General features: G+C 45.9%; 14 protein-coding genes. 9 read left to right on the forward strand and 5 right to left on the reverse strand.

Going from position 1 to position 22,797, the window contains the following annotated elements; genetic code table 11:
• The first annotated feature begins 1 nt into the window (after position 1).
• The 8 genes from B9N89_RS23055 (at position 2) to B9N89_RS23090 (ending at position 11,777) form a co-directional block, all read left to right on the forward strand.
• The gene (locus tag B9N89_RS23055; RefSeq protein ID WP_143478252.1) at positions 2-1,516 is read left to right on the forward strand and encodes a hypothetical protein; all 1,515 of its coding nucleotides are present in this window, start codon (positions 2-4) and stop codon (positions 1,514-1,516) included.
• Positions 1,517-4,615: a tetratricopeptide repeat protein gene (locus tag B9N89_RS23060; RefSeq protein ID WP_132323116.1), complete on the forward strand. Its 3,099-nt coding sequence runs from the start codon at positions 1,517-1,519 to the stop codon at positions 4,613-4,615.
• A 2-nt stretch (positions 4,616-4,617) separates the two neighbouring features.
• Positions 4,618-5,619 carry a tetratricopeptide repeat protein gene (locus B9N89_RS23065; RefSeq protein WP_132323118.1) on the forward strand — a complete coding sequence of 334 codons (1,002 nt, stop codon included), beginning with the start codon at positions 4,618-4,620 and terminating at the stop codon, positions 5,617-5,619.
• A gap of 174 nt (positions 5,620-5,793) precedes the next feature.
• Positions 5,794-7,953: a TonB family protein gene (locus B9N89_RS23070; protein WP_132323120.1), complete on the forward strand. Its 2,160-nt coding sequence runs from the start codon at positions 5,794-5,796 to the stop codon at positions 7,951-7,953.
• 71 nt (positions 7,954-8,024) lie between these two features.
• Complete coding sequence (gene surE, locus B9N89_RS23075; protein ID WP_132323122.1) at positions 8,025-8,795, forward strand: 5'/3'-nucleotidase SurE; 771 nt, start codon at positions 8,025-8,027, stop codon at positions 8,793-8,795.
• A complete protein-coding gene (locus B9N89_RS23080) occupies positions 8,779-9,465 on the forward strand; it encodes a LysM peptidoglycan-binding domain-containing M23 family metallopeptidase (RefSeq protein WP_159455583.1) in 687 nt (228 codons plus the stop codon). The genes surE and B9N89_RS23080 overlap by 17 nt, the downstream gene beginning before the upstream one ends.
• Positions 9,466-9,597: 132 nt before the next feature.
• Positions 9,598-11,262 carry a sigma-70 family RNA polymerase sigma factor gene (locus tag B9N89_RS23085; RefSeq protein WP_132323126.1) on the forward strand — a complete coding sequence of 555 codons (1,665 nt, stop codon included), beginning with the start codon at positions 9,598-9,600 and terminating at the stop codon, positions 11,260-11,262.
• A 275-nt stretch (positions 11,263-11,537) separates the two neighbouring features.
• Positions 11,538-11,777, forward strand: a complete 240-nt coding sequence (locus B9N89_RS23090) for a hypothetical protein (RefSeq protein ID WP_132323128.1) — start codon at positions 11,538-11,540, stop codon at positions 11,775-11,777.
• 249 nt (positions 11,778-12,026) lie between these two features.
• Here B9N89_RS23090 and B9N89_RS23095 read toward each other — a convergent pair whose 3' ends face one another.
• Together B9N89_RS23095 and B9N89_RS23100 are read right to left on the reverse strand one after the other, a co-directional pair.
• The gene (locus tag B9N89_RS23095) at positions 12,027-12,335 is read right to left on the reverse strand and encodes a hypothetical protein (protein WP_132323130.1); all 309 of its coding nucleotides are present in this window, start codon (positions 12,333-12,335) and stop codon (positions 12,027-12,029) included.
• Positions 12,336-12,337: 2 nt separating this feature from the next.
• Positions 12,338-13,063: a hypothetical protein gene (locus B9N89_RS23100; protein ID WP_132323132.1), complete on the reverse strand. Its 726-nt coding sequence runs from the start codon at positions 13,061-13,063 to the stop codon at positions 12,338-12,340.
• A 258-nt stretch (positions 13,064-13,321) separates the two neighbouring features.
• On the opposite strand from B9N89_RS23100, the gene B9N89_RS23105 reads away from it, so the two are divergent.
• Entirely contained in the window at positions 13,322-18,538 is a 5,217-nt protein-coding gene (locus B9N89_RS23105; RefSeq protein ID WP_132323134.1) for a SpoIIE family protein phosphatase, read from the forward strand.
• A 38-nt stretch (positions 18,539-18,576) separates the two neighbouring features.
• On the opposite strand, the gene B9N89_RS23110 is transcribed toward B9N89_RS23105, so the two are convergent.
• The 3 genes from B9N89_RS23110 to asnB form a co-directional block, all read right to left on the reverse strand.
• Positions 18,577-19,365: a hypothetical protein gene (locus B9N89_RS23110; RefSeq protein ID WP_132323136.1), complete on the reverse strand. Its 789-nt coding sequence runs from the start codon at positions 19,363-19,365 to the stop codon at positions 18,577-18,579.
• A 154-nt stretch (positions 19,366-19,519) separates the two neighbouring features.
• Positions 19,520-20,926: a PilZ domain-containing protein gene (locus tag B9N89_RS23115; RefSeq protein ID WP_132323138.1), complete on the reverse strand. Its 1,407-nt coding sequence runs from the start codon at positions 20,924-20,926 to the stop codon at positions 19,520-19,522.
• Positions 20,927-21,072: 146 nt separating this feature from the next.
• The gene (gene asnB, locus B9N89_RS23120) at positions 21,073-22,665 is read right to left on the reverse strand and encodes an asparagine synthase B (RefSeq protein ID WP_132323140.1); all 1,593 of its coding nucleotides are present in this window, start codon (positions 22,663-22,665) and stop codon (positions 21,073-21,075) included.
• Between the last annotated feature and the right edge of the window lie 132 nt (positions 22,666-22,797).

Raw genomic sequence — 22,797 nt, forward strand, 5'->3', positions numbered from 1 at the left:
GATGATGAAAAAATTGAAATGGCTAGTCTTTTTTCTGCTTCTTTCGCAGCCTGCTTCGGCGGACTACAAGAGAGCGAAAGCTCTATTTGCAAAACAGGACTATAAGCGTGCTGCTAATGAGTACTTTGTAACTTTCTCAACAACCAAGAAGCGATCGGAGAAGCGCAAGGCCGAATGGGGGCTTGCCCAGTCTTTACAAAAAGACGGTTTGCTCTACTCTTCGTCCAAGTACTACAGTATCATCGTCCGACGAGGTCGTCGCGCCTCGAACCCGTTCTTCCGGTCGGCCTTAGAAGAGCTTGGCAAGATCAATTCCAAGCTTAGTCTTGGTCGTTCTCATATAGTGAAGCTATTTAAAACGAAACTTAGATTATCTGATGTTCCAGGGCCGGCAAGGGGTTTCTACTTTTATTACAAGGGTATCGAAGCCTTCGGCAAGAGGAGTTTTGAACAATCTGCGGATTTCTTCAAGAAAGTGCCTACCAGTAGCGACTACTATCTGGGTGCGGTTTTTCATCTAGGGGTTATTTCAAATATTTCTGGTCGCCATTCCCGAGGTATTGCTTACTTTGAGAAAGTCTTGGCTGGTACCAGAGGAAAAAAGCAATATGATGAGATGCGAGAGATGTCTCTCATGAATATTGCAAGGGTCCACTACGAGAACAAAAGATACACCCAGGCGATCAGCTATTATGGGCAGATTCCTCGCAGCTCAGAAAACTGGCTAGATGCCCTATGGGAATCGTCTTGGGCCTTCTTTTTCATGGAAAAATACAACAATACACTGGGTAATATCCATACCTTGCACTCACCATTTTTCGAAAATCGGTTTTTTCCTGAAAGCTACATTCTCAATGCCATCACCTACCTGAGGCTTTGTCGCTATGATAGTGTGAAGGACTCCATGGGCCAGTTTAAGAAACGCTACGCTCCAGTTTATGGTGACGTTAAATCGATGCTGAATCGCTACCGTGGCGATGCTAAAGGCTTTTACAAGTTGGTTTATGATTATAAAAGAGGAAATCTTAGGAAGTATCGGGACGCTGAGCAGATCATCAAGAAGTTATCCTCGATCGACGCTTACAAAGGTGCCCGTGATACTATTCGCTTCGCTGATCGAGAGCTTGATATCTTGAGGCGATATGGAGCCTGGCGATCCAGCGGCTTGTTAAAGAACCTTGCAAACTTTTTAAAATCGAAGAAGAAAGCGGCTATCTCCAACGCTGGTCGTTTAATGTTTAAAGAGGGCACGACTTACTACTCACAACTCCTTGAACTATCAAATCAAACCAAACTCATCGTCGCTGAAATGCAGCTTGGAAAGCTTCAAAAACTCCGCTCCTTGATAAATGTTGATCGAGGTTCTAAACGTGTTGACTTCATCGGCGGTTTGCAAAAACTCAATATCAATGAAACCCTTGAGTATTGGCCCTTTGAAGGAGAATACTGGGAAGATGAGCTTGGCTTTTATGTATACAATCTTGAGAGTAAGTGTCAGAAAGCAAAAGGGAAGTAGATGTCTATGAAAATCCTTCGACTATGGTTGGCTCTTATTGTCCTACCCATGGTTTACAGCCCTGCAGCTTATACCCAAGAACAGAAACGTGCCGTTCTTGATGTGAAAGAAAGAAAGCGCGTTAAAAGGGATCGCCAGAAGGTGCAAGGTCCTCGTTTGTCTCGTTCGGCGATGTTTTCAGTGCGAGTCGAACGCAAGTTGATCAAAGGTATCGATAAGACGGTTCGCTACTTGCAAAAAACAGCCAAGTCCCTTCCGAAAAAATCCCCGCAAAAACTTCAAATTCAAGAACGAATTCTAAACCTCTATATGGAACAGGCAACCTACGTGCGATCGGAAGAGGAGCGACGCTACGACCAACAGTGGAAACGCTGGGAAGCCCGAGGGCGTAAGGGGCCAGAGCCTCAAATGACTGGTAAACAGTCTCTACGTTACTGGAAGTTAGTGGTAAAACAGAGTTCCGATATTCTCAAAGAATTTCCAAAAGCAAGGACTGCAGATACCATCACCTACAATAAGGCAGCAGCACTTCAGTATCTGGGTAAGGAAAAAGATGCGGCAAGAATTTTCAACCAACTGATTCGAAACTACCCTAACTCTGAAGTCACTGGCGACGCTTATGCATCACTTGGAGACTACTTTTTTGAACGCAATGATTATCGCAATGCTCAGAAAAATTTCAAAAAGGCTCTAAAGTATAAGCGGTCTAAGCGCTATCTCTGGTCGGTATTCAAGCTTGGCTGGTGCTCATTCAACCTCTCAAATTATAGAAGGGCCCTAGGCTACTGGAAAAAATTGGTGCGAGATGCAGGCCGAACCAACCAGAAAGGTGCCAGTCAACTTAAAGAAGAAGCCTTGCGGGATATGGTCTACGCTTTTGCGGAATTGAAGCAAATCGAGCAGGCCATATCTTACTATCGAGCCAATGGAGGCAAGAACTACATCGGCCCCTTCCTCACCTTACTAGCTCAGATCTTAGCTGATCAAGGTGAGTATAAGAAGGCTATCAAGGTTCTGAAACGCTTTCAGACAACCGTTCCCTATGATCCCACAGCCCCAGAAGCGCAGAAGGAAATCGTGAGTCTAAATGCTGCATTAGGCAACTATAACGAAACTTGGAAGGAATTGGGCCGTTTTCCAGCACTCTACGGCCCGAGGAGTGGCTGGGCAAGGCGTAATGAAAAGAACCTTGTCGCCGAGACTCAATCCAGCATCAAAGATCAAATGATTTATTATGCTAGTTTAACTCACCAAAAGGCGATCAAAGATAATAATCGTGCCCTCAATCAAGAAGCGAAGAAGGGTTACCTATTGTTCTTGAAAAACTATCCCACTGCACCTGAGGTGCCCGGAATCAAGTATTACCTAGGAGATATCGAATACTATCTTAAGAACTACCAAGAAGCTGGTAAGTACTATGCTGAGATTGCATCCCTAGGCAAGCAAAAGGCAGTTCGGTTCAATCCCAAAACCAAGAAAAATACCAATATTCATAAAGAAGTTTCGATTTATATGGTGAACTCTTTTGTGAAGGATTTCGAGCCAGAGTTTAAAGTACTAAAAAAGAGAAAGCCTGACTTTTCGAAACCTCGGCCAATTTCAAGCAGGGCTCAGAACTATATTAAGGCATGTAATAAATATGTGGCCTGGTATCCACGGGACAAGAAGCGTGTAAAAAGCTGTGACACGGGTATTGCCAATATTTACTACCATTCTGGCCATAAAAAAGATGCGATTGGCTATCTTAAGAAGCTAGCCCTTCAGTATCCGAAAGATAAAGAAGGCCCCAATGCCATTGAATTGCTCATTCCTATGATGGCAAACGATCGAAAAGAGCTTTTGCAGCTTTCTTATCGCTTTTTGAAAGTACCCGCTTATCGCAAGGGCAAGATGGGAGCTAAACTTAGAGGCTTGCAACGAGGTGCAGAAAAAGAAGCGATTGGTCAAGAGAAAGACTTGATGAAACGAGCCCAGCGATACGAGGCTCAGGCCCGAAAGTATCCCAAAGATCCCGATGTGGATAAGTTGTGGTACAACGCTGCCGTAGATTACATTAAGGCGGGAGCGATCCCTAATGCGATTACAGCCTACCTTGTCATCGTAAAGCGCTTTCCTAGAAAGCCTCAGGCGCAGGAATCATTACTACAAGTCGCGCAAATCTATGAGCGTGTTTTGGATTTTGATAAGGCGTCCTCATATTTTCTTCAATACCATCGAAAGTATCCGAAAACCAAAGAAGCTGCTGGAGCCTTGGCTCGTGCCTGTGAGCTCCAGTTAGCCTTAAACACCAGCAAGGCTTTACAAGTGTGCAATGGCTTCGCCAATCGCTACCCTGATGGTGCGATGCCCTATGTGGAACGTTTGATTCTAGGAGCATTTCGCGCCAAACGATCCTCGCAGATGGTCCAGATTATCAACAACATCTATTTGCCCAAATTCAAGCTCACAGCTAATCAGAAAATTATCGCCTACTATCGAATCTATTCAGCCTATGGCGGCCAAGGCAGCCAGGCTGGTCGCGCAGTTTCTAATATGCGCGCCGAATTTTCAAGAAATCCAAACCGAGTCAATGGAGAAGCCCTCCGCTATATAGGAGAGTTGGCATTTAAGCAAGCAGACCCGATCCTCGCTCAGTATCTTAAGGTTAGGCTAGTAGGTGGCACAGTGGAGAAGCTGTTGGCATCGATTCAGAACAAGGCTGCGATGCTTCAGAAACTTGAGCAAACCTATGCCCAGGTTGTTAATACGAAGGATTCCTACTGGGGAACTGCAGCCTTACATCAGATTGGAGTTGCCAATGAGCAGTTCGCGAATCTCCTTGCTAATCCGCCAGGCATCCAAGGAGCAAAGAAAGAAGATGTGATCAAACAGCTAGGGCCTCAGATCCAGCAGATTCGCGCAGCAGCAGCGAACTGGTATAAGACTGCTCAGCAGACGGTTACTCAATATAAAGTTTACAATAACTATTCCGTTAGAGTGATCAATGCAATTGCTCGTATCAATGGCAGTAAATTCCAATTTGACGATTATGTGGTGACACCAGATTTTATGGGATCAGAACTCCCAGCCAGTATTGTCAATGCGGTTCAAGGAGACTAGGTTTGATCGTCATTTATCGCGTACTCTTGTGCTTTCTGACAATTCTCGGAGCGTCTTGTGCTTCTGGCCCTAAGTCGATCAATGTATCGACACTGGAAGAGGATCAAGAAGACGATGATGAAGGCAAAGATAGTAACTCAAAGTCTGCCGCTTATTCGGGAAAAGTATCAGCAAATAATAAGCTCCTAACGTTTAGCATTACCAATAGCCCTCTGAGTTCTTTTCAAGTGGACCGGCGCAAGGCTGCGGAACTATCCAATGAATTAGAGTCCGATTTGAAGCGCGCTACAGCCAAAGAGAAGCGTGAACTGGTGGCTCTTATGGGTTTGAAGCGATTAGCTGGTGCAGATCTCCAAGTGGTATTTAATATTGCCCGCAAGATTATCCTAAATGAGCTAAAAATAGATATTAGCCGAAGTATACCAGAGTCTGCGATGCTTGAGTTGGCCCTAACGGCAATTCAAAAACGAAACTTCTCAATGGCCGACCATTGGCTTGGAGAGATCAGCGGCTCCCGAAATAAACGAGTTCTAGCGGCGGCAGACACAGCTCGTGGAATGATTGAACTACTATCCGATCGCTTACCAGAAGCACTTTATTACTGGAATGAGGCCTTGAAGCACTTTCGAAACTTTGAGCCAGCTCGGCTCAATATCGGATTCTTTGCTTTGAAATACGGTGACTTTGAAACCGCAAAAAAGATGTTAGGTAATATGCAAAACGATTGGTTTGCTCTCACAGGAGTTCTTCAAGCCGAACGGCTTGCCAATCGCCCTAAGAAAGTGGATTCCCTGTGTGATCGCGTTAAGTCAAAGAAAAAAACTTATAAACCCGCTCTATTTAGCTGTGCCTTGAATACCTACCAGGGGCTGGGTCAACTTGATAAGGCCAAAGAGGAGCTTTCGAAGGTTGCACAAGTAGATGGTCCTCCAACAGAAGTAGATGAAAAAGCCTTTATCGTCATCGGTCGAATCGAAGAAGAGAAGGGTTCTAAAGCAAAATAATGCCGGCTCCTAGAGCCTTGGCTTCATGGGCGAATTTTAAAGTTATTGATGTCCTCTTTAACTATCCCGGGTGACGGCTCTTCCCATTTTGCCCATTTGACGCGATAATATTGGTAAGCACTATCTGTAGAGCCCACAAGGTCGATTGTTCTATCGTTGTTCAGAGGTAGTTGAATGAACCTAGAAATCAGGTTTACGTTACCAAACCAAGCACCTCAAACCATTCCTGTTCGAGACCGCATCTTGATTGGAACGTTAATGTCCAATGAGGTTGTGATCCGAGCGCCAGGCGTGGAGCCGATCCATGCAATGATCGAAGTCTTGGAAGACGGATCAGAAATACTTACCGACCTTGGTTCACAAACTGGAGTCCAATTAAACGGCAAAGATGTTGAAGTCGAAGCCAATCTCTCGATTGGGGATGTGATCGCCATCGGCGACGTGAAAATTGATGTCCTAGCTTTTGGTGCAAGCTCAAATGATAACTTTCAAACAGCCACAACACAAACTCACACCAAAAGTTTCAGTCTCCATGATCAAGGCCCTGATGAAGGAAGTGAGTCTCTAAGTACTACGGCTACAGATCCGGGCGAACCAAGTATGCCCCCACCAAAGCCCTCCCCTGATGAAACCCAGAAAGTTTCTCGCTCATCCGTTGATTTGGGGTGGGACGATAATCGCTCCATTGTGAACAAAACGATTCGCACCGAACCATCTCCAGACCGAAAAAAGAACATTCTTTTCTCCCCAAGGGCTGCTAAACCTTCAGGCGATGTGCTAGAAGTTGTGAGCTACTGGGGAGACACGGTTCTTGATGTTGAACTATTTCATCCGAGTTTTAAAGGATTTGATAAGTGTTTGATCGGAACTCCCCCTCATGCTCATCTATTGGCCGGTGGGAAGTCTGATGTCAAGTCTCACCACTTCGTAGAGGTGAGCCTTTCAGGCTATAAGATCCGCATGATGCAAGACATGCAAGCCAGGATTCGCAAGGGTGGTAAGGTTGCTGAGAAAAAGGGCTCAGGCAGCATAAATCTAGGTCGAAGAGATATTGCTCACGTTGCCCATGGACCGATAAAGTACTTTCTTATGTTTGTTAAACCACCGTCCCTACAGCTGCCTCGGAGCAATCAAAGGGATACTGTTTTCGGTGCATTAGTTTTAGCAGCAGCTCTGCTATATGTGCTGATTATACCGGCGATTTTGTTTTCAGATGGTGTGAAAGACGAAGGTCCAGAAGATGATATCTGGTCCATAGTTAATGTTCCCGAGAAGCAGGAAACTCCAAAAAAAGAGCCTCCAAAACCAAAGCAAAAGATTGCTGAGGCTCCTAAACCAAAGACACCGCCGAAACCACCGAAACCAAAACCTCAGCCTCCAAAACCTGTGCCGCCAAAAGAGGTGAAGCCACCGCCTAAGGTTGTGAAAAAACCCCAGCCTAAACCTGTTGCTAAGCCGACGAAGACGTTAGCAAATAAGACGCCTCAACCCCCGACTCCAAAACCTAACAAGGTGCCCGGTATTGGAGCAAAAAAGCCAGATAAGAAACTGCCAGGGCGCATCAATCCAAAAAAGAAGGTTGGCCTAGCAGGCGGACCCAGAGGTGGACCAAAACCTAATCTTCGAGGAGGCGGTCAACGGAGGGGTAAAACAGATCGGGATCTCAAAGGTGCAGAAGGTGGAGCGAAAGACAAGGCTTCGGGAGTAAACCTATCAAAGCTTGGTCTCGGGGTTGGTCAGGTCCTTAACAAGACCGGAGCGGGAGCTATCAAAACCAACTTTGCCAATTCTGCCGGTGGTGCTGGTGGAGGAGCAGGTTCGGGTAAAAAGACCTACGGCCTTGGTGGCCCCGGTAAGGGTAAAACTCTTGCTGTATCTGGAACGGGGGGTGCGGCAAATACTTTTGGGTCTGGCACCGGAGGCAATGGCAGTGGCCAAGGAGGCTTGGGAGGCGCTGGTCTAACGTCTGGCTTCAACCGCGGTAAAGGTGGTGCTGGTCGTGCTGATGTTGTTGTTCCTGCGACAGACCCGGTGATAGCCGGTGGTTTGACGCAGCAAGAGGTTCAAGCTGTCATACGGGCCAATTTGAACCAGATTCGTCACTGCTACGAGCAGTTGCTCCAGCGATCTCCTAGCGCACAGGGTAAGGTTAAAGTTCGCTTTGTAGTGCAGCCAAATGGGCGTGTAGGATCGGCTAAGATCACGGATTCAGATATTTCTGACATGGTTATGCGCGGCTGTGTGACGGGTAAAGTCAAACGATGGAAGTTTCCAGCGCCACGAGGTGGTCAACCTGTGACCGTCAATTATCCTTTCGTATTTAATCCTCTCTAATTTAGAGGTATGCTAGCTCTCTCTATGAAGAATCAGCGTCCCGTTGGGACGCATTTTTTTAGTGAGGGATTATGAGCCAGAAACCGTTCACATTGCTGACAAATGACGATGGCCTCCATGCCGAGGGAATTCAAGCTGTTCAAGAGGGCCTGAAAGATCTTATCGATCCTCTTGTGGTAGCGCCAGCCAGAGAGCGTTCAGGAGCGTCCCACAGCGTGAGTTTGGGGCGCGACCTTCACTTGCAAGAGGCGGAAAATAACGTCTACTCGTTCGATGGCACACCAGTAGATTGCGTATTATTTACTCTTCGCAATCTAGTGCGGGATAAGCCCGATTTCTGCATCAGCGGCATCAATCATGGCGCGAACTTAGGGAATGATACCCTCTGCTCGGGCACTGTAGGGGCAGCATTAGCCGCAGCCAATGAGGGAATCCCAAGTATTGCAATTTCCATGGTTGGTCGCGGTCCTTATCATATGGCAACTGCCATTCATGTATTGAAACAAGTCTTTGCTATGCGTCATAAGGTTTTTTCGAAAATTCATAGCAAAGTATTAAATATTAATGTGCCCAATATCCCTGTGGGAGAGCTTCAAGGATTGAAGGTCGCCAAACTAGGAGAACGTATTTGGAGCGAGGAGTTTGTGGCTGGTAAAGACCCAGGATCGTTTCGGTATCACCACGAAGAACCAATTAACTTCGGTGGCTCGGAATTCGATGTCACTGCAGTTCAGGACGGCTTCGCCTCGCTTACAGTACTTGAGCCAAACCTTATGGATCGTCATAGCCACGACATCCTTGAAGATCTTGCGAAAGAATGGAAGTATGAGCCCTCATCTTAAGCTAAAAGCTTTGTTTTTGTTTCTTACTATGTATCTTGGTGCCTGTGTTCATGTGGAGCCGCCGGCTCCTGGTAAGCAGCGCGGTGAACTTCTCTATCAAGTTAAACGTGGAGATACCTTAAGCTCCTTAGCGGATAGCTTTGGAGTCCATTGGAAAGCCATCGCCTATCGAAACCGCATTCGGAATCCACGGGACCTTCAGGTTGGAGAGATCATTATCATCCCAAGCAATCGTCGGCCGATCAAACGACAGCCTCCAGCTGTGGATGGAGGAGGGCTATTATTCGGCGGCTCATCGCGATTTTTGTGGCCTGTGCCTAACGGTAGTCTATCATCGAAGTTTGGTATGAGGCGCGGGCGTCCCCACCATGGAATAGACATTCGAGCGCCCCGAGGGACCCCGGTGAAAGCTGCCAAACCAGGGCGTGTTAGCTTCGTGGGATGGAAAAGGGGTTATGGCAAAACTATAATTGTTGACCACGATAACTATCAGACTCTTTACGCCCATCTTAGTCGTATTAAGGTGTCTCACCGTCAGTGGGTCAGTAAGGGCCAGCTACTTGGTTTGGTGGGTTCCACCGGACGTTCCTCAGGATCACACCTGCACTACGAAATTCGTCGCGATGATAAACCTTTGAACCCTCTGAGCTTCTACAGACCAGGAGCATGATAGCCACATGTGTATCGTATCCCCTTGAAATTGCATTTGTTATTCTGGCGCACTTCCGATTCAAAGTTTTTTTTATTTTTTTTATAGATTCATGACTCTTGATGGCACTTAGTTGTGGAGTTAGGAGGGATAATGGAATCTAGAAAACTTATCGAAGAAGTTCTCGCTGGGGATCGGAAGGCTTTTGAGGCTTTGGTTCACCAATACCAAAACGTGGCCTTAGGTTTTGCTTTTTCCAAGCTTGGCGATTTCCACCTAGCAGAAGATGTAGTTCAAGAATCCTTTCTTATTGCCTATCAAAAAATGAGAAACTTGGAAGAGATCGACTCGTTTTCTTCATGGCTAAGAGGAATCGTGAATTATCGTTGTCATAGGGTTTTTCGGATGAAGCTCAGAACTTGGGACGCCATTGATCAGAGTGGATTTGAAAAAGCTGCTGATGCCGATCAGCATCGAGACCTAGAGCAATTGCAGGAACGCAGGTTGCTAGAGCAAGCCATTCTACGCCTTCCCGAACTCCAACGGACCGCTGTGGCTTTGTTTTACCTTGAGGATCAATCACAAAAGTTTATTTCAGACTTTTTGGATCTACCCGTGAGCAAGGTAAATAACCTTCTGGCAGATGCCAGAAAAAGACTCAATAGGAGATTATTCAACATGGCGAAAGACCACTTTAGAGAGCGTCGTTTAGAAGAAAACTTTGCGAAAAGCATTGGGGAAGTCGTTGGGATTGAGGGACCGATCGTCGATACTCAGCTAGATAAAAACGAACAAACCTGTGTCTTTGATGTATTGGGAAGTAAGACCTCCAATCACAATAAGGGGCCAGAGATGGTTGTCGTGCAGAGGCTTGAAAAGAACCGATTTCGCTGCATGACGAATGGTTCGAGAATCTCTCAAAAAGACAAGCTTTATGCTTATGGAGACTACCATAGTGCGCTGAAGTCCTTTACAGATGATCAGGTCAAGGCAACAATCAATGCCATGAGTCCAAAGACCCTGGAAAAGAAGCAAGTGGTCACTGGCATTAAGGTGATTGATTTGCTTTGCCCTATTATGAACTATGGCAATCTTGGTATTTTCGGTAAGGAAGGTGTAGGTCGGTTGGTTTTTCTAATGGAGCTAATCGCTAGAAAAGATAAGATAGGTTCCGATCTATCTATATTTTTCTTTGTAGATGGCTGGAATGCATTAGGTACTCAGGACTTGCTTCAAACAGAAAAATGTCTAGCATCTGACTTCCATGATAAATTGCAAATTGCATGGATGGTTCACCCAAAGGCTGCCAGCTATGCATTTGCAGAACAAGCAGAATTTTTGGAAACGCGGCTTTATTTCAGCCCACTAAAAGCGATGGATGGGCTTTGGCCCGCCATTGATCCTATCTATTGTCACACGTTTGAGGAGCAGCGCATGCATCTCAGTACACGCCACCAAGAGGCTGCCCAGGGAGTGATCGGGGCGCTGAAATTGACAAGGCAAAAGCTTCTTGATGATAGCTATCTTGAGAAGCTGGTCCTGGGTGATGGGGAGCTTGCCAGTCAAGAAAGGCAGGTGTCAATGGCTAAGAAGCTAGATCGTTTGCCAGATGATGAGAAAGTTCTTGTTAAGCGGGGGCTGCTGCTAGAACGATATTTGACGCAACCTTTTTTCGTTGCCGAAAACCACACAGGGCGAAAAGGTGAGTTTGTTCCTTTAGAAGAGACGATACGTGATTGTCAGAGCATTCTCAATGGAGACCTAGATGATCGCAAACTAGATGAACTCATGTGGAAGGGACAATTACAGTCCAACTGAGTGATTGGGGCATTCGATTTTGGTTATGCACCATCATCCAAGCAGTATCAATCTTACACCCTGTAAGGCCCTTTGGGGGCATACGGGGTGAACCTTACCCGTAGGCAGCTTTTCTTCAATTGTCTCAACGACTTTCATAATATTCGTTTCATGCTAGCAAGCCCCGCATAATCCATGCTGATTAAGGAGGGAAAGTCGGTAACCTACGCCAATTGATTAATTTTGTGGCACCTGCACCGAATAGATATAATAGAACAAAAAGCGAGGAAGTCACGATGAATAACGATCTAATATTCGTATCTGCGATTGCGCTTGTTTTACTAGCCTATCAATGGTTTTTAGTAAGGAAGACGGCAATGGAAGTATTTCCACCTTTTGGGTTGCTATGTGTTCGGGACTATGCACGTATTCATCGGCTAAGGTTTAAAGTGCTAAGCGGACTTCTGGCAGCTGGATTTGTTGTCTACGAACTGGCTGTTAGCCACTTCGATGCAATGCATGGCATGTTTATGTAATATTCATGAGTCTTTGATCCCCTTTTCGATTCCAATATCCGGCCTCCCTTTGGAAGGAGTCCGGACGTCTACAGATCAAAAACTAGTACATATTCGATTTGAAGCCTAGGCGTTGTCGACTTTGTCACTCGCTCGTCACTTTACCCAGCACGTACTGTCTCCCCGCTCGCTCCTTGTCGCCTAGCCGAGAATTGAACTTGACCAGGCACTGGTTGCACAAGAGCACTGTTGAGCAGCCAAAGCAGAACTTTACTTACTTGGAGATGGAGTTGCTTTAGACGGAGCTGGCTCGACAATCCGGATATCGATCTCTTGGCAGGTACCATCACTGCCCTTTGCCTTTAATAAGTAGCGAGTTGTGCTACCACGAAGCGATTCAGGGTCTATAGTCTGGTTGTCGAGAATGATCTTCTTGTCTTCTTTAAGAGCCTTTTTGATCGTAGCGATATCCCTGGGAGGGGCTTCAATCTTGCGTTGGACAGTCGATCCATTGCCACCAAATGCAGACAGGCTCCAAGCGGCACAAGTAAGAAGGGAGACGCATAATTTGATCTTCATGATTAACCTTCGATTACGTTGAGAATGAATCCGGCAAACATCGTGTGTTCGCCAATATTTTCTTTCCGGATCTTGGAAATTTCCATTTCTGCAGAAACCATTACTTTGAAGATTTTCTTTAAACCTTCTTCAGAAACGCCTTCTGTCTGCATACCGGCCATGGCCGTTGAAGTACCAAGCCGTTGCTTGTTGAATATTTCAGTAGCGTTACGGATCTGTGCCAAAACGCTGTCTGGATCTACCGAACCAAACTCTGATTGAATGGTCTTGATCACACCCTTAACTTCTGACAAAACTCCATGGTCAATCAGGTTATGGACTTTCTTCTCGCCAAAAGACCCGAGTAACTCACGGATAGTTTCCCGAGTGGTACCCCGTTCCGTTGCGGCCAAAGAAATGATGATAAAGTTTTCTTTGTCTTGGATCAGTCGATTCAGATCGTGAGCGATGAACTCTTGGTCTTCGTTGAAGTAATCCTCCAGCCAGGAGCCGAAGTTTGAAAAGTGCTTTTTAAGGAATTGGATGCCTTCTTCGCGCGAGCAGACAAATTGGATGATGGGTAAAATATTTTCCATCGTTGGAGTGGCGTCTTGCTGATAGATTCTACGCAAGGTAGCGTAGGCTACGCCTGTTCTCATGGACAAGCCTTTGAGGCTACGATTCTTATGACCTTCCAGGTAAGACCTGATAATTATGGCGAGATCGTTCAGCATAACGTTGCTTGTCATTTAGGGAACCTCCTATCCATGCCATAATATACATATTGGCCAGGTTTTTCAATATAAAGTTATAATATGGGATAAAAATATTTAAAAGACGAATAAAAACAGCTGGTAAAGGGGTTAAATCTTTCCGATCGCCCCACGTTTAGGAGGGAATCGGAAAATTAGGCTAGTGAAAATAAGTACTTGAAGGAAACTATTGAGGATTTCTAGCAAAATGGACGATGACGCAACAAGACGTATAGAAAAGCGAGCATCCTATCGATGGATTTTAAATTCAAAGACTATCGAATCAAAAAGGTTCGTCGGGAGACCGAGCTCTTCAAGGAGTATCTGGCAACCCGTGGAGGCGACCCCAAACCTTACATATTAAAAGTCCTCGATCTTACCAAGGATGGAAGGGATTTTCTCCAGTATGAGTTTCGCTTTATAAAACGCTACGGTCTCTCTAGCTTTCTGATCCCGATAGACATCGATACTGAAGAAGGGCGTACAGTAGCGGTGTACGAGATGCCGGATTGCATGAGCCTCCATAATCTGGCTAAAAGTAATATCTCGATCAAGCAAAAACTTGAAGTTGCAGTCCGGCTCTTTGATGCTCTTAGCAAGTTGAACTCCCATCACATAACACTGAGAATCGTTAATTCGCACAACATTTTGATTTCAGGTAAAGATGGGCGAATCTACTTCTCTGATCTGATGGCCGCCATTGAAGAAAAGAGTAAAGATCCTATCGCTTGGGGGGTTCGAATCCCAAAAGAACATTATCCCTACATGTCTCCAGAGCAGACAGGTCGAATCAAAAAGTCGTCTGACTATCGAACAGATTTTTACTCCGTTGGCATATGCCTTTTCGAGTTGTTCACGGGTAGTGTACCGTTCATCTGTAGCAACATACTAGAGTACTTCAACTCTCATGTGGCAAAAGCTATGCCGCTAGCCTACGAGCTGAGCCCATCGGTACCCCATCAGGTTTCGATGATTATAGACAAGCTTGGCCAGAAGAATCCTGAAAGTCGCTATGTGAGTGCCTGGGGAGCAAAAGCTGATCTACAAAAGTGTTGGTACTACTTTGATCGTGGGGAAGAAATTCCTCGTTTTCCATTAGCTGAAAGAGATGTATCTGACAAACTACAGTTTCCTGATCGTATCTATGGCCGGGATTTGGATATCGTACTCTTGAATCGTGAGTTAAATCGATTCAAGGACAACGAGAGCAACCTTGTGGTGCTTGAAGGTGCAGCGGGTGTGGGGCGTACAAGCCTCATTGAAGAATTTAGGCGCAAGATGGTGCGAGACGATTCGCTTTTTATGTACGGCTCCTTCACCAGGGAAAGTCAGAGGCGACCCTATGAAGCGTTGATCGAGGCATTTACGACTTTGATCAAGCAAATGTTAATGCAGTCTGAAAGTCAGCTCAACTATTGGAAAACCAAGATTCGTGATGCAGTGGGTGAAAATGGTTACTACATCTCTCGGCTTATTCCTGAACTGGAGCTGATTCTTGGCAAGCAAAAGCAGGTGAAGTCCTTAGGACCAAAAGAAGAAAAAAGTCGTTTTGAGCTAACCTTTCGCAATTTTGTTGGCAGTCTGAGCGAAAGCAAGGAGCCAGTGATCTTATTTCTGGATGACTTGCAATGGATGGATCATGCTTCTAATGATCTCTTAAACTTTGTTTTTAACCAAAACGAAGAGCTGAGAATCTTCGTTATCCTAGGCTATCGCTCCGATGCTGAAGATCGGCGCTGGTTGCTCAATGAAATTGAAATTCAGTTCGAGCGCATGGGGTATCGTATCACGCGGCAGTCATTGCAACCACTCCAGCGCAAGGATGTTGGCGATTGGTTGCAGGATACCTTTAAGTTCGATGAAGAGGAACTTGCTGAGTTCTCAGATTTGATCATTCAGAAAACGAGAGGCTATCCTTACTTTATTCGTCAGTTTATCGAACAATTAGTGGATGGTGATGCGATATACTTCAACGATCACGACTGTCGATGGTACTGGGATTTTCATAAGGCTAGCAACCAAAGGATCACCGATAATACTGCAGATCTTTTAGTCGAAAATTTTCGTAGCCTCCCACCAACATCAATCAATGTATTGTGCTATGCAGCTTGCCTCGGTGAAAGCTTTGCTCTGGATGAACTCCTGATCGTAATGGAAGAGGAAGAAACTGTTGTTAAGCAAGCATTACTTTCTATTTGTGAAGAAGGTATCTTGTTGCCCCTTATGGAGCGCAACCTTCAGTTCCTCAAAGTCTCTGAGAACTTTATCACCAATGCCAGATTTCAATTCACCCATGATCGCGTTCGCCTCGCCGCAGAAATGCTCATGAGCCCTAAGAAACGGGCAAAAGTTCATCTCCAGATTGGTCAAGCCCAACTTTCATATCTTACCGAACAGCAGGTTGAGGATCGAATTTATGAGCTAGTGAACCACTTCAATATGTCTTTGACGGATCAATCTGCAGCGGATTTTGCGGTGGCGAGATTGAATCTAAAAGCCGCGAAACGGGCTCATCAGTCCTCTGCTTTTAAGGCGTCGATCCAGTATCTAAAAAATGCCATTACCTTGATTGGCGAAGATTCATGGCAGCATAACTACGATACTTGTATTGAAATTTACAAAGAGATGGCGATTGTAAGCTTCCTAGGGAAAGACAACCTTGCCATGAGGGATGCGATCGAAGAAGTAAGGGTTCACGCCAAGACTCTTGAAGATCTTATCGAAGTTCAGGAAGTTGAAATTCAAAGCACCATGGCTGAAGACAAGATTGCTGCAATTCGCATTGCCACTGACTATATGAACTCACTTGGTACAAAGTTGCCTCATAATCCGACTAGAGTTCATGTCGCCTGGCACCTTTTGAAAGCTCTGGTTCAGATCCGGGTGCGACCCTACATGGAGGTCCTTCGTAGTCATGAGGTGGTTGAGGACAAGAAACTTGAGGCTATCATGAGGATTGGCTGTTCAGTGGGCTCTGCTGCTTACCTGGCGCAGCCTAACTTTTCTCCGATTTTGATCTGCTTCGGTGTGGTGATGGGGCTAAAGAATGGTCATGTCTCGTCCATGCCATTCGCCTATGCTGGCTTTGCAACTATATTGGCCGGAGTTTTCCGAAATTATGATGAAGCTCATCAGCTTGGTGAATTCAGCCGAGAGCTATCTCTTAGGTTTAATCTGAAGGATCAGATCTGCCGAGTTGAGCATATGGTTTGGTCGTTTATCAACCCTTGGAAGGTTCCTGTTCGAGACTGTTTGCAAGGCGTGATCAAGGCTTTCCGCACTGGAATGGACGGTGGCGAGTTTGAGTTCGCAATTCATGCCATTAATATTTACGGTTTTTACGCCTTCTTCTCTGGCAAGAACTTAAATGTGTTAAGTGATGAGCTACGTGACTATCGCCGATTGATCGCAGAGCTAAATTATGAGCACCTTCTCGCTCACACTGAGATGTATCGTCAGGGTGTCAATAACCTGATGGAAGGTTCTGAAAACTCTGTGACGCTCTGCGGTCAGTTTTATAATGAGAAAAAACATGTGGCATTTATCGAGTCGGCCCATGACTTTGCTTTTTACAAGGCAGTTCTTCAATTGATGTTGGCATATAGCTTTAAGCAAGATCTTAAGGCGATCGAATTCGTCCGTCAGTGCAATGCCAAGGCATATGCAGCCGTGGGCTCCTTTGCAACACCCACCTACCTATTCTACGAGGCGCTCCTATATATCAGACTGATTCGGGAGAAGCGAACCCGTTGGGCCTACTTCAAACGCAGGCGGGTCAAGGCAATTATGAAAAAAATGGAGCTTTGGAGTCACCATTGTCCGCAAAATCACTACCATCGCTATTTGATTCTCAAGGGCGAGCTTCATCACCTTCAAGGCGAGTTCGAACTGGCTATCAAGTACCTCAATCAAGCATCAGATTTCGCAGAGAAAAATGGCTTTGTACACGAAGTTGCTTTATCTTATGAGCTCGTTGCGCAGTTGGCTCTGAATTCAGGACTGCTTCATATAGCTCAAGACTACATGGGGCGGAGCTTGCAAGCCTATCGAGAATGGGGAGCGACCAAAAAGGTGGAGCGTCTGCTCAAAGAGCATGCCCACTGGTTGAAGTTGGAAAATCACCAGCAATCTCATGGTCGCCGCAATGCAGAAAGTCTTGATTTTGAAACCTTCCGTGAGGTGATTTCTGGTCTTGCCCAAGAGACGCGGCACGACAAACTCATCGATCAAGTCATGCGCTCGTCGCTGATGTTTGCAGGAGGGGATAAGGGGTTCATCATCCTGCGTGAAGCTAGATCCCAGATCTTTAAGATTGCGCGGAGTTTTGATGGTAACACCATGGCAGTTGTTGATGCGAACTATCAGAAAAGCCAGGACCTGTGTCTTGGGGTAGTGAACTACGTTTTGAGAACAGCGCGTATTATCGTTGTTGATGATGCTTTGATTCCCAATCGAATTATTCCTGGTCTGGAACGGGAGAGTTATATAGCCGATAATCTTGTAAGGTCTTTGGCTTGCTTGCCAATTATTGTCGGTGGACGAACGGGAAAGGAGCTGATTGGGGTTATATACCTTGAGAACAGCCTGACATCTCATGTTTTCTCACAGCAGAAGATCCAGATGTTAGAGTTAATTGGCCAGACAGCAGCAGGCCGAATCGAATTATCAAAGAAATCGGATATTTTGGAAGACTCTCTCCAGCAGGCCTACCAGGTGCAGCAGGCGATGCTTCCCAAAACTGGCGGCATCAGTTCATTCTCTGTCAGCGAGTACTACCAAGCTGCTGAGCACACTGGTGGCGACTGGTATGGCTACTACGAAGACAAGGCTGCAAAGCGACTATATTTCTTTATCGGTGACGTGACGGGGCATGGGGTATCTTCCTCTTTGATTACTGGAACAGCAGCTGGTGCGGTCTACTCATCTTTAGACACACTGAAGCGATCCACAAACAATCGTTTGACTATGGATGAAGAGATCGAGATCTTAGCCATGGCTGTTAACAAGGCGGTTTTTGATACTGGTGCGAAGGTCGATCGCATGATGACGATGCTATTCATGATCTTTGAAACTGATACTGGTAATGGGGTCTATATCAATGCTGGTCACCCGGGCGGGTGTATCATTGGCTACAAGAAGAACCGGGTCTTTTTATCATCAGGTGGCCCCCTTGGTTATTTACCTGATCCTAAATACAGAATTAGAGAGTTCAGTCTTGAAAGGCAAGAATCTATCTTCTTCTATACCGATGGTCTAACCGAAAATCGTGGGCCCAATGGCGAGGAGTTTAAAATACGGCGTCTTATGAAGCTTCTTGAGCCCAGCAAGACACCCTATGAGTTGAAACAAATCATCCTGAAACAAGGTCGAGCGATCTGGCAAAATCACCCAGCCGAGGACGATTGTGCCTTTGTCATCCTGCGATGGGAAGGGACTGAAGACGATCTGAAGAAAGAATTCCTACCTGCTTAGTTGAATTCTTTATAAGTCATCAGAAAGCGCTCCATGTGCTACAACTCAAACCCCATACCAATGAGAACGGATCGGAACAGGTCTTCGTCAGAGGTGTCGCGCTTTTCGGTTTGGACCGTAACGTCCCCATTGTCATCAACAGTGGCGACTCCTATGTTACCTTCGAAGGCAATAGTACGACTGTTATGGGCTGAAGCCTCGACAATAAAAGAATAGTTGCTCCAGATGACTGAAAACCCAAGAGTGACATCCAGGCCCTTGCTTGTAATATCAAGGGTCCCACTCCGCTCAACATTATCGATTCGGGACGAACCCTTGATTGAGCCGCTCGAATAGAAGCTGTAGTCGAGGCTAATGTAGGGGAGGAACGATTCCATATCGTAGAATGCAGTGGCTCGGACCCCCAGTTCAATCAGTTGACCCTCGTCAAAAAAATCATCTGTAGGGTTCAGCTGAAGGTAGCTCATGCTGGGACCAAACCGAACCGGGTAATCTTGAAATGACCACTCAGTTGTAAACTGAAAAACGTCGGCGGCTAGATCCTGTTCATCATACCACCTGCGACCGAGAAGAACATTCAAATCCACCAGCCAGGGGCGTTGCATATTAATATCCTCGATGGGTTCGTCGCCATCGAGGTGGGTGTCCATATTTATGATATCGTCATCGTCAGCATCATCGGTACCATCTGAGTCAGCCGTATCCGACACTTGACTGGTATCTTCGGTATCAGAGGTCTCCTCTTTCGCCCCTGTGTCTGAGTTTTCGTCTGCTAGTCCGTGAGATGAATATAATGAAACGGCTAGAATCATCGGTACAATGCGCATGAACAGGACTCCTCAAATTTCATCATAGGTCCTATTGTATAACCAATGGTAGGTGCTGTCATCAATTTGACGGGAATATTTAGCCTAGCTCGCATAATTGCGAATGAAGCTGGTGTGGCGATGTAAAATAACATAGTTACTTGTCGGCGTATGACTATGATTTATTTGGAAACTGAAAGGGACGAACTTGGGAGCGTTGGGGTTCCGCACGCCCAAGAAACTGATTCAAGCTTTGATAGACCTTCGACCATACCTGGGTATCGAGGGCTAGTTGCTTGTTGCCAAGGACCGCGTTGACTTCTAATGATAGCAGCTTTCGATCCTCGCTACCGTCAGCCTGTGCGATTGATTTCAAGGTTTGGAATCCAATATGCTTTAATATCTTTACGATTCCTTGCTCAGCCTCTAAAATCAAAAACTTAGACTTCGATTGCGCTGTGATTCTAGTTACATGTTGGAGCATAGGGATCAGAAAATCTGGAAGGTTGGCATCATCGCCGATCAAAAGGTTGGTTAGCACCACATGACGGTTTGCTAAGATATCTCGGCTGAACTCTTTTTGTAGAGGGTGAATCTGATCAAGAGATATGATGCCATTAAAGAAGGCTAGGTTGAAAAATGCAACTGGGTGGGGACCCAGTTTGCAGCAGATATCTCGTGCGACCGCTTGGATTCGCTCATCCCCAAGGGGGATATCATCGCTGCCCGCACCGAGAACAGATGGACTAAAACGGTGGCCAGGGAAATTATGGGGTGAATACTCTGTTCTTTCTAGATGACAAGCATGCTCCAACACACCGATCGAGAAACCATTGTCTCGCAGGATATTGGGTGTGATCTTTGGGTTCATCATAATAATGTATTCACTAACTGCTTCCAGAAACTTTCGTGTCACGTTCTCATAACGAAGAAAGAGCCGAAACCTTCCTTTCCAGGGAGAGTGGTAGTAGTGTTCAGAGTTCCTACAGATCGCCTCGAAAGCCCCTTTGCCAGGAATGAAAACATTCAGCTTCAGAGACTGTCCTGGTAGAATACTCTTCCAACGTGCAGACGTGACAACATCGATGCCTTGGCTGGTGAAGCCGTTTACCTGAAAGAGAATGACTTCTTTATAGAAGAACGTATCGTAGCAAGATATCTGTGGTCTGATGTAGGTTTTACATAGGAATAGCTTTTCGCCTAAGGCAGCGGTAAAGTCTGACATACGCTCATAGTGTTTTAATTTGAATTGAACGCCGACCCGAGCCTTCTTCTTACCTTGTACAGTAAGGTAGCCAGTATTAGCCACGGTTCCTTCCACAGTGCAGATGGGCGTTCGGCGTCTAAATTCCATTTTGAGTTCAGCGCCTACTGGTAGCTCCAGGGGCTTATCCTTACTAATACTTATTAGAGCGACACCATGAGTGGAAATATCCACGACTTCGGTCTTATAAGCTTGACCACGATAGCGAACGTCGCAAAGAACTCGTTCCCCAAGATAAAGGGATCGCCGTTTTTCGACGCGATCGTCTTGATCCTTCTGGGTCATCCAGTCATTTTTCTTTGCAGGCTTGCTGGCCATGATAATTCCTTAGCGATTCAGTATGGCTATCGCCCCAAACAGCTGTCTCCCTGAGCCTAAAAAGCTAAAAGCTTGGAAAAACTAGGGATCTTAGTTGGATTGAAGAGAACGCCAAAGAATTACTGGCAACCAGGAAGTGGCTATCTCTATGCTCCGCTCGCTCCGTAGTTTGGAAGGACTCGGGCGCTGGGATCAAGCACTTCGCAATTGGTCCATTCGGGGTTAGGCATCCAGTAACCAGGAATGAGTTCTGCGCGGTTCGGAAAGAATGATTCGAATATGTGACGATAGAGGAGAGCCTCCTTGCTCAGCGGCTGCCCATGGGAATAACTCTGACCCTGAAACTGGTGATCGCTAATGGTACGCTCCGCATAGGCCTTGATCTCGTCAACGACGCTATGACCAACTGCATCGGAGAAGGCGGCCTTTTCACGAAATAGGATGTCGTGGGGTAAAAGCTCAGTTTTGTCGTCAAAGGCCTTACGCAGCAGGTATTTTCCCATATTGTGACGGTTCATTTTGAAATCTGGATCAATACTCATCACATGGTCGACGAAGTCGAGATCTCCAAATGGTACGCGCGCCTCCAAAGAGTGGGCACTGATGCAACGATCGGCCCTTAAGACATCGTAATAATGAAGCTCTTCGACCCGCTTTCGGGCCTCTTTTTGAAACTGAAGTCCGCTGGGCGCGTAGTCTGTATACTTATAGCCAAATAGCTCATCGCTGACCTCCCCCGTGAGTAGTACTTTGATGTTGGTGTTCTTGTGGATGTATTGGCAAACTAAGTACATACCCACTGAGGCTCTGATGGTTGTGATATCCCAAGTTTCCAAACAGAAGATAACTTTTTTCAAAGCTTCTAAAGCCTCTTCGATCGTGAAGTAGACATTGGTGTGATCCGCTCCTATATGCGTAGCAACTCTCTCTGCATACTTGATATCGATAGCATCGCGGTCGCAACCGACGGCAAATGTTTGAATCGGTTTTTTGAGTGACCTAGCTGCCAAGGCACAGACTAAACTTGAGTCCAATCCGCCGCTGAGAAGAAAGCCGAGAGGAGCATCCGACTCCAAGCGCTTTTCAACTCCTAAAGTCAACTTTTGGCGGATTCCTGAAAGAATGCTATCCATGCTTTGACCTTTTAAAACTGGCTGATGACTCATACTACGGTAGGGAATGAAGTTCCCTTCGCCATCGTAGTAATGACCAGGAGGAAATGGCTTCACGTCGCGGCAGATGCTATGCAAAGCTTTTGCCTCCGATGCGAAGGCGATCTCATCCTCATACTTGGTATAGCCATAAAACAAGGGACGAATACCAATAGGGTCACGACTCGCCAATAGTGCATTGTTCTGCTTATCGTACACTACAATTGCAAATTCACCATCCAAGCGTCGGGACGCCTCATCAATACCATACTCCTGGATGAGGGGTAACAGAACCTCGCAATCTGATTGAGATTGGAATGGAAAACTTGCTGCAAACTCTTGGTGAATCTCCTCGTGATTATAAATCTCACCATTACAAATCAGAATATTGCCTGTGTAAGGACTAATAAACGGCTGCATGCCATGGGAACTGAGGTCCATGATGGATAATCGATGGAATCCAATAAATAGCTGTTCTTCAATATGGATGTGAGTTTGATCCGGGCCGCGATGGACTAGCTGATCAAACGATTGCGTGAGTGTTGCTTCACTTAAAGACGAGCCTTGAAAGGCAAATAGACCACACATGATACTCCCCTGCGGCAAAATTAATGTCTGACAAATAGATAGAATAATGACAAAATTATATCAATTATTAATAATAAAATGATAAAAATGGTGATAAATTATCTATAATTGTGTTATTTTGCTGATGATTTG

This window comes from Pseudobacteriovorax antillogorgiicola (genome assembly GCF_900177345.1).
Lineage (GTDB): Bacteria > Bdellovibrionota_B > Oligoflexia > Oligoflexales > Oligoflexaceae > Pseudobacteriovorax > Pseudobacteriovorax antillogorgiicola.

Excerpts from the sequence above, each read along its gene's own strand:
- surE (WP_132323122.1), top strand. The coding sequence starts at position 8,025 with ATGAGCCAGAAACCGTTCACATTGCTGACAAATGACGATGGCCTCCAT.
- B9N89_RS23055 (WP_143478252.1), top strand. The coding sequence starts at position 2 with ATGATGAAAAAATTGAAATGGCTAGTCTTTTTTCTGCTTCTTTCGCAG.
- B9N89_RS23115 (WP_132323138.1), bottom strand. The coding sequence starts at position 20,926 with ATGGCCAGCAAGCCTGCAAAGAAAAATGACTGGATGACCCAGAAGGAT.
- B9N89_RS23070 (WP_132323120.1), top strand. The coding sequence starts at position 5,794 with ATGAACCTAGAAATCAGGTTTACGTTACCAAACCAAGCACCTCAAACC.
- B9N89_RS23060 (WP_132323116.1), top strand. The coding sequence starts at position 1,517 with ATGTCTATGAAAATCCTTCGACTATGGTTGGCTCTTATTGTCCTACCC.
- B9N89_RS23090 (WP_132323128.1), top strand. The coding sequence starts at position 11,538 with ATGAATAACGATCTAATATTCGTATCTGCGATTGCGCTTGTTTTACTA.
- B9N89_RS23100 (WP_132323132.1), bottom strand. The coding sequence starts at position 13,063 with ATGACAAGCAACGTTATGCTGAACGATCTCGCCATAATTATCAGGTCT.
- B9N89_RS23080 (WP_159455583.1), top strand. The coding sequence starts at position 8,779 with ATGAGCCCTCATCTTAAGCTAAAAGCTTTGTTTTTGTTTCTTACTATG.
- asnB (WP_132323140.1), bottom strand. The coding sequence starts at position 22,665 with ATGTGTGGTCTATTTGCCTTTCAAGGCTCGTCTTTAAGTGAAGCAACA.
- B9N89_RS23085 (WP_132323126.1), top strand. The coding sequence starts at position 9,598 with ATGGAATCTAGAAAACTTATCGAAGAAGTTCTCGCTGGGGATCGGAAG.
- B9N89_RS23110 (WP_132323136.1), bottom strand. The coding sequence starts at position 19,365 with ATGCGCATTGTACCGATGATTCTAGCCGTTTCATTATATTCATCTCAC.
- B9N89_RS23105 (WP_132323134.1), top strand. The coding sequence starts at position 13,322 with ATGGATTTTAAATTCAAAGACTATCGAATCAAAAAGGTTCGTCGGGAG.
- B9N89_RS23095 (WP_132323130.1), bottom strand. The coding sequence starts at position 12,335 with ATGAAGATCAAATTATGCGTCTCCCTTCTTACTTGTGCCGCTTGGAGC.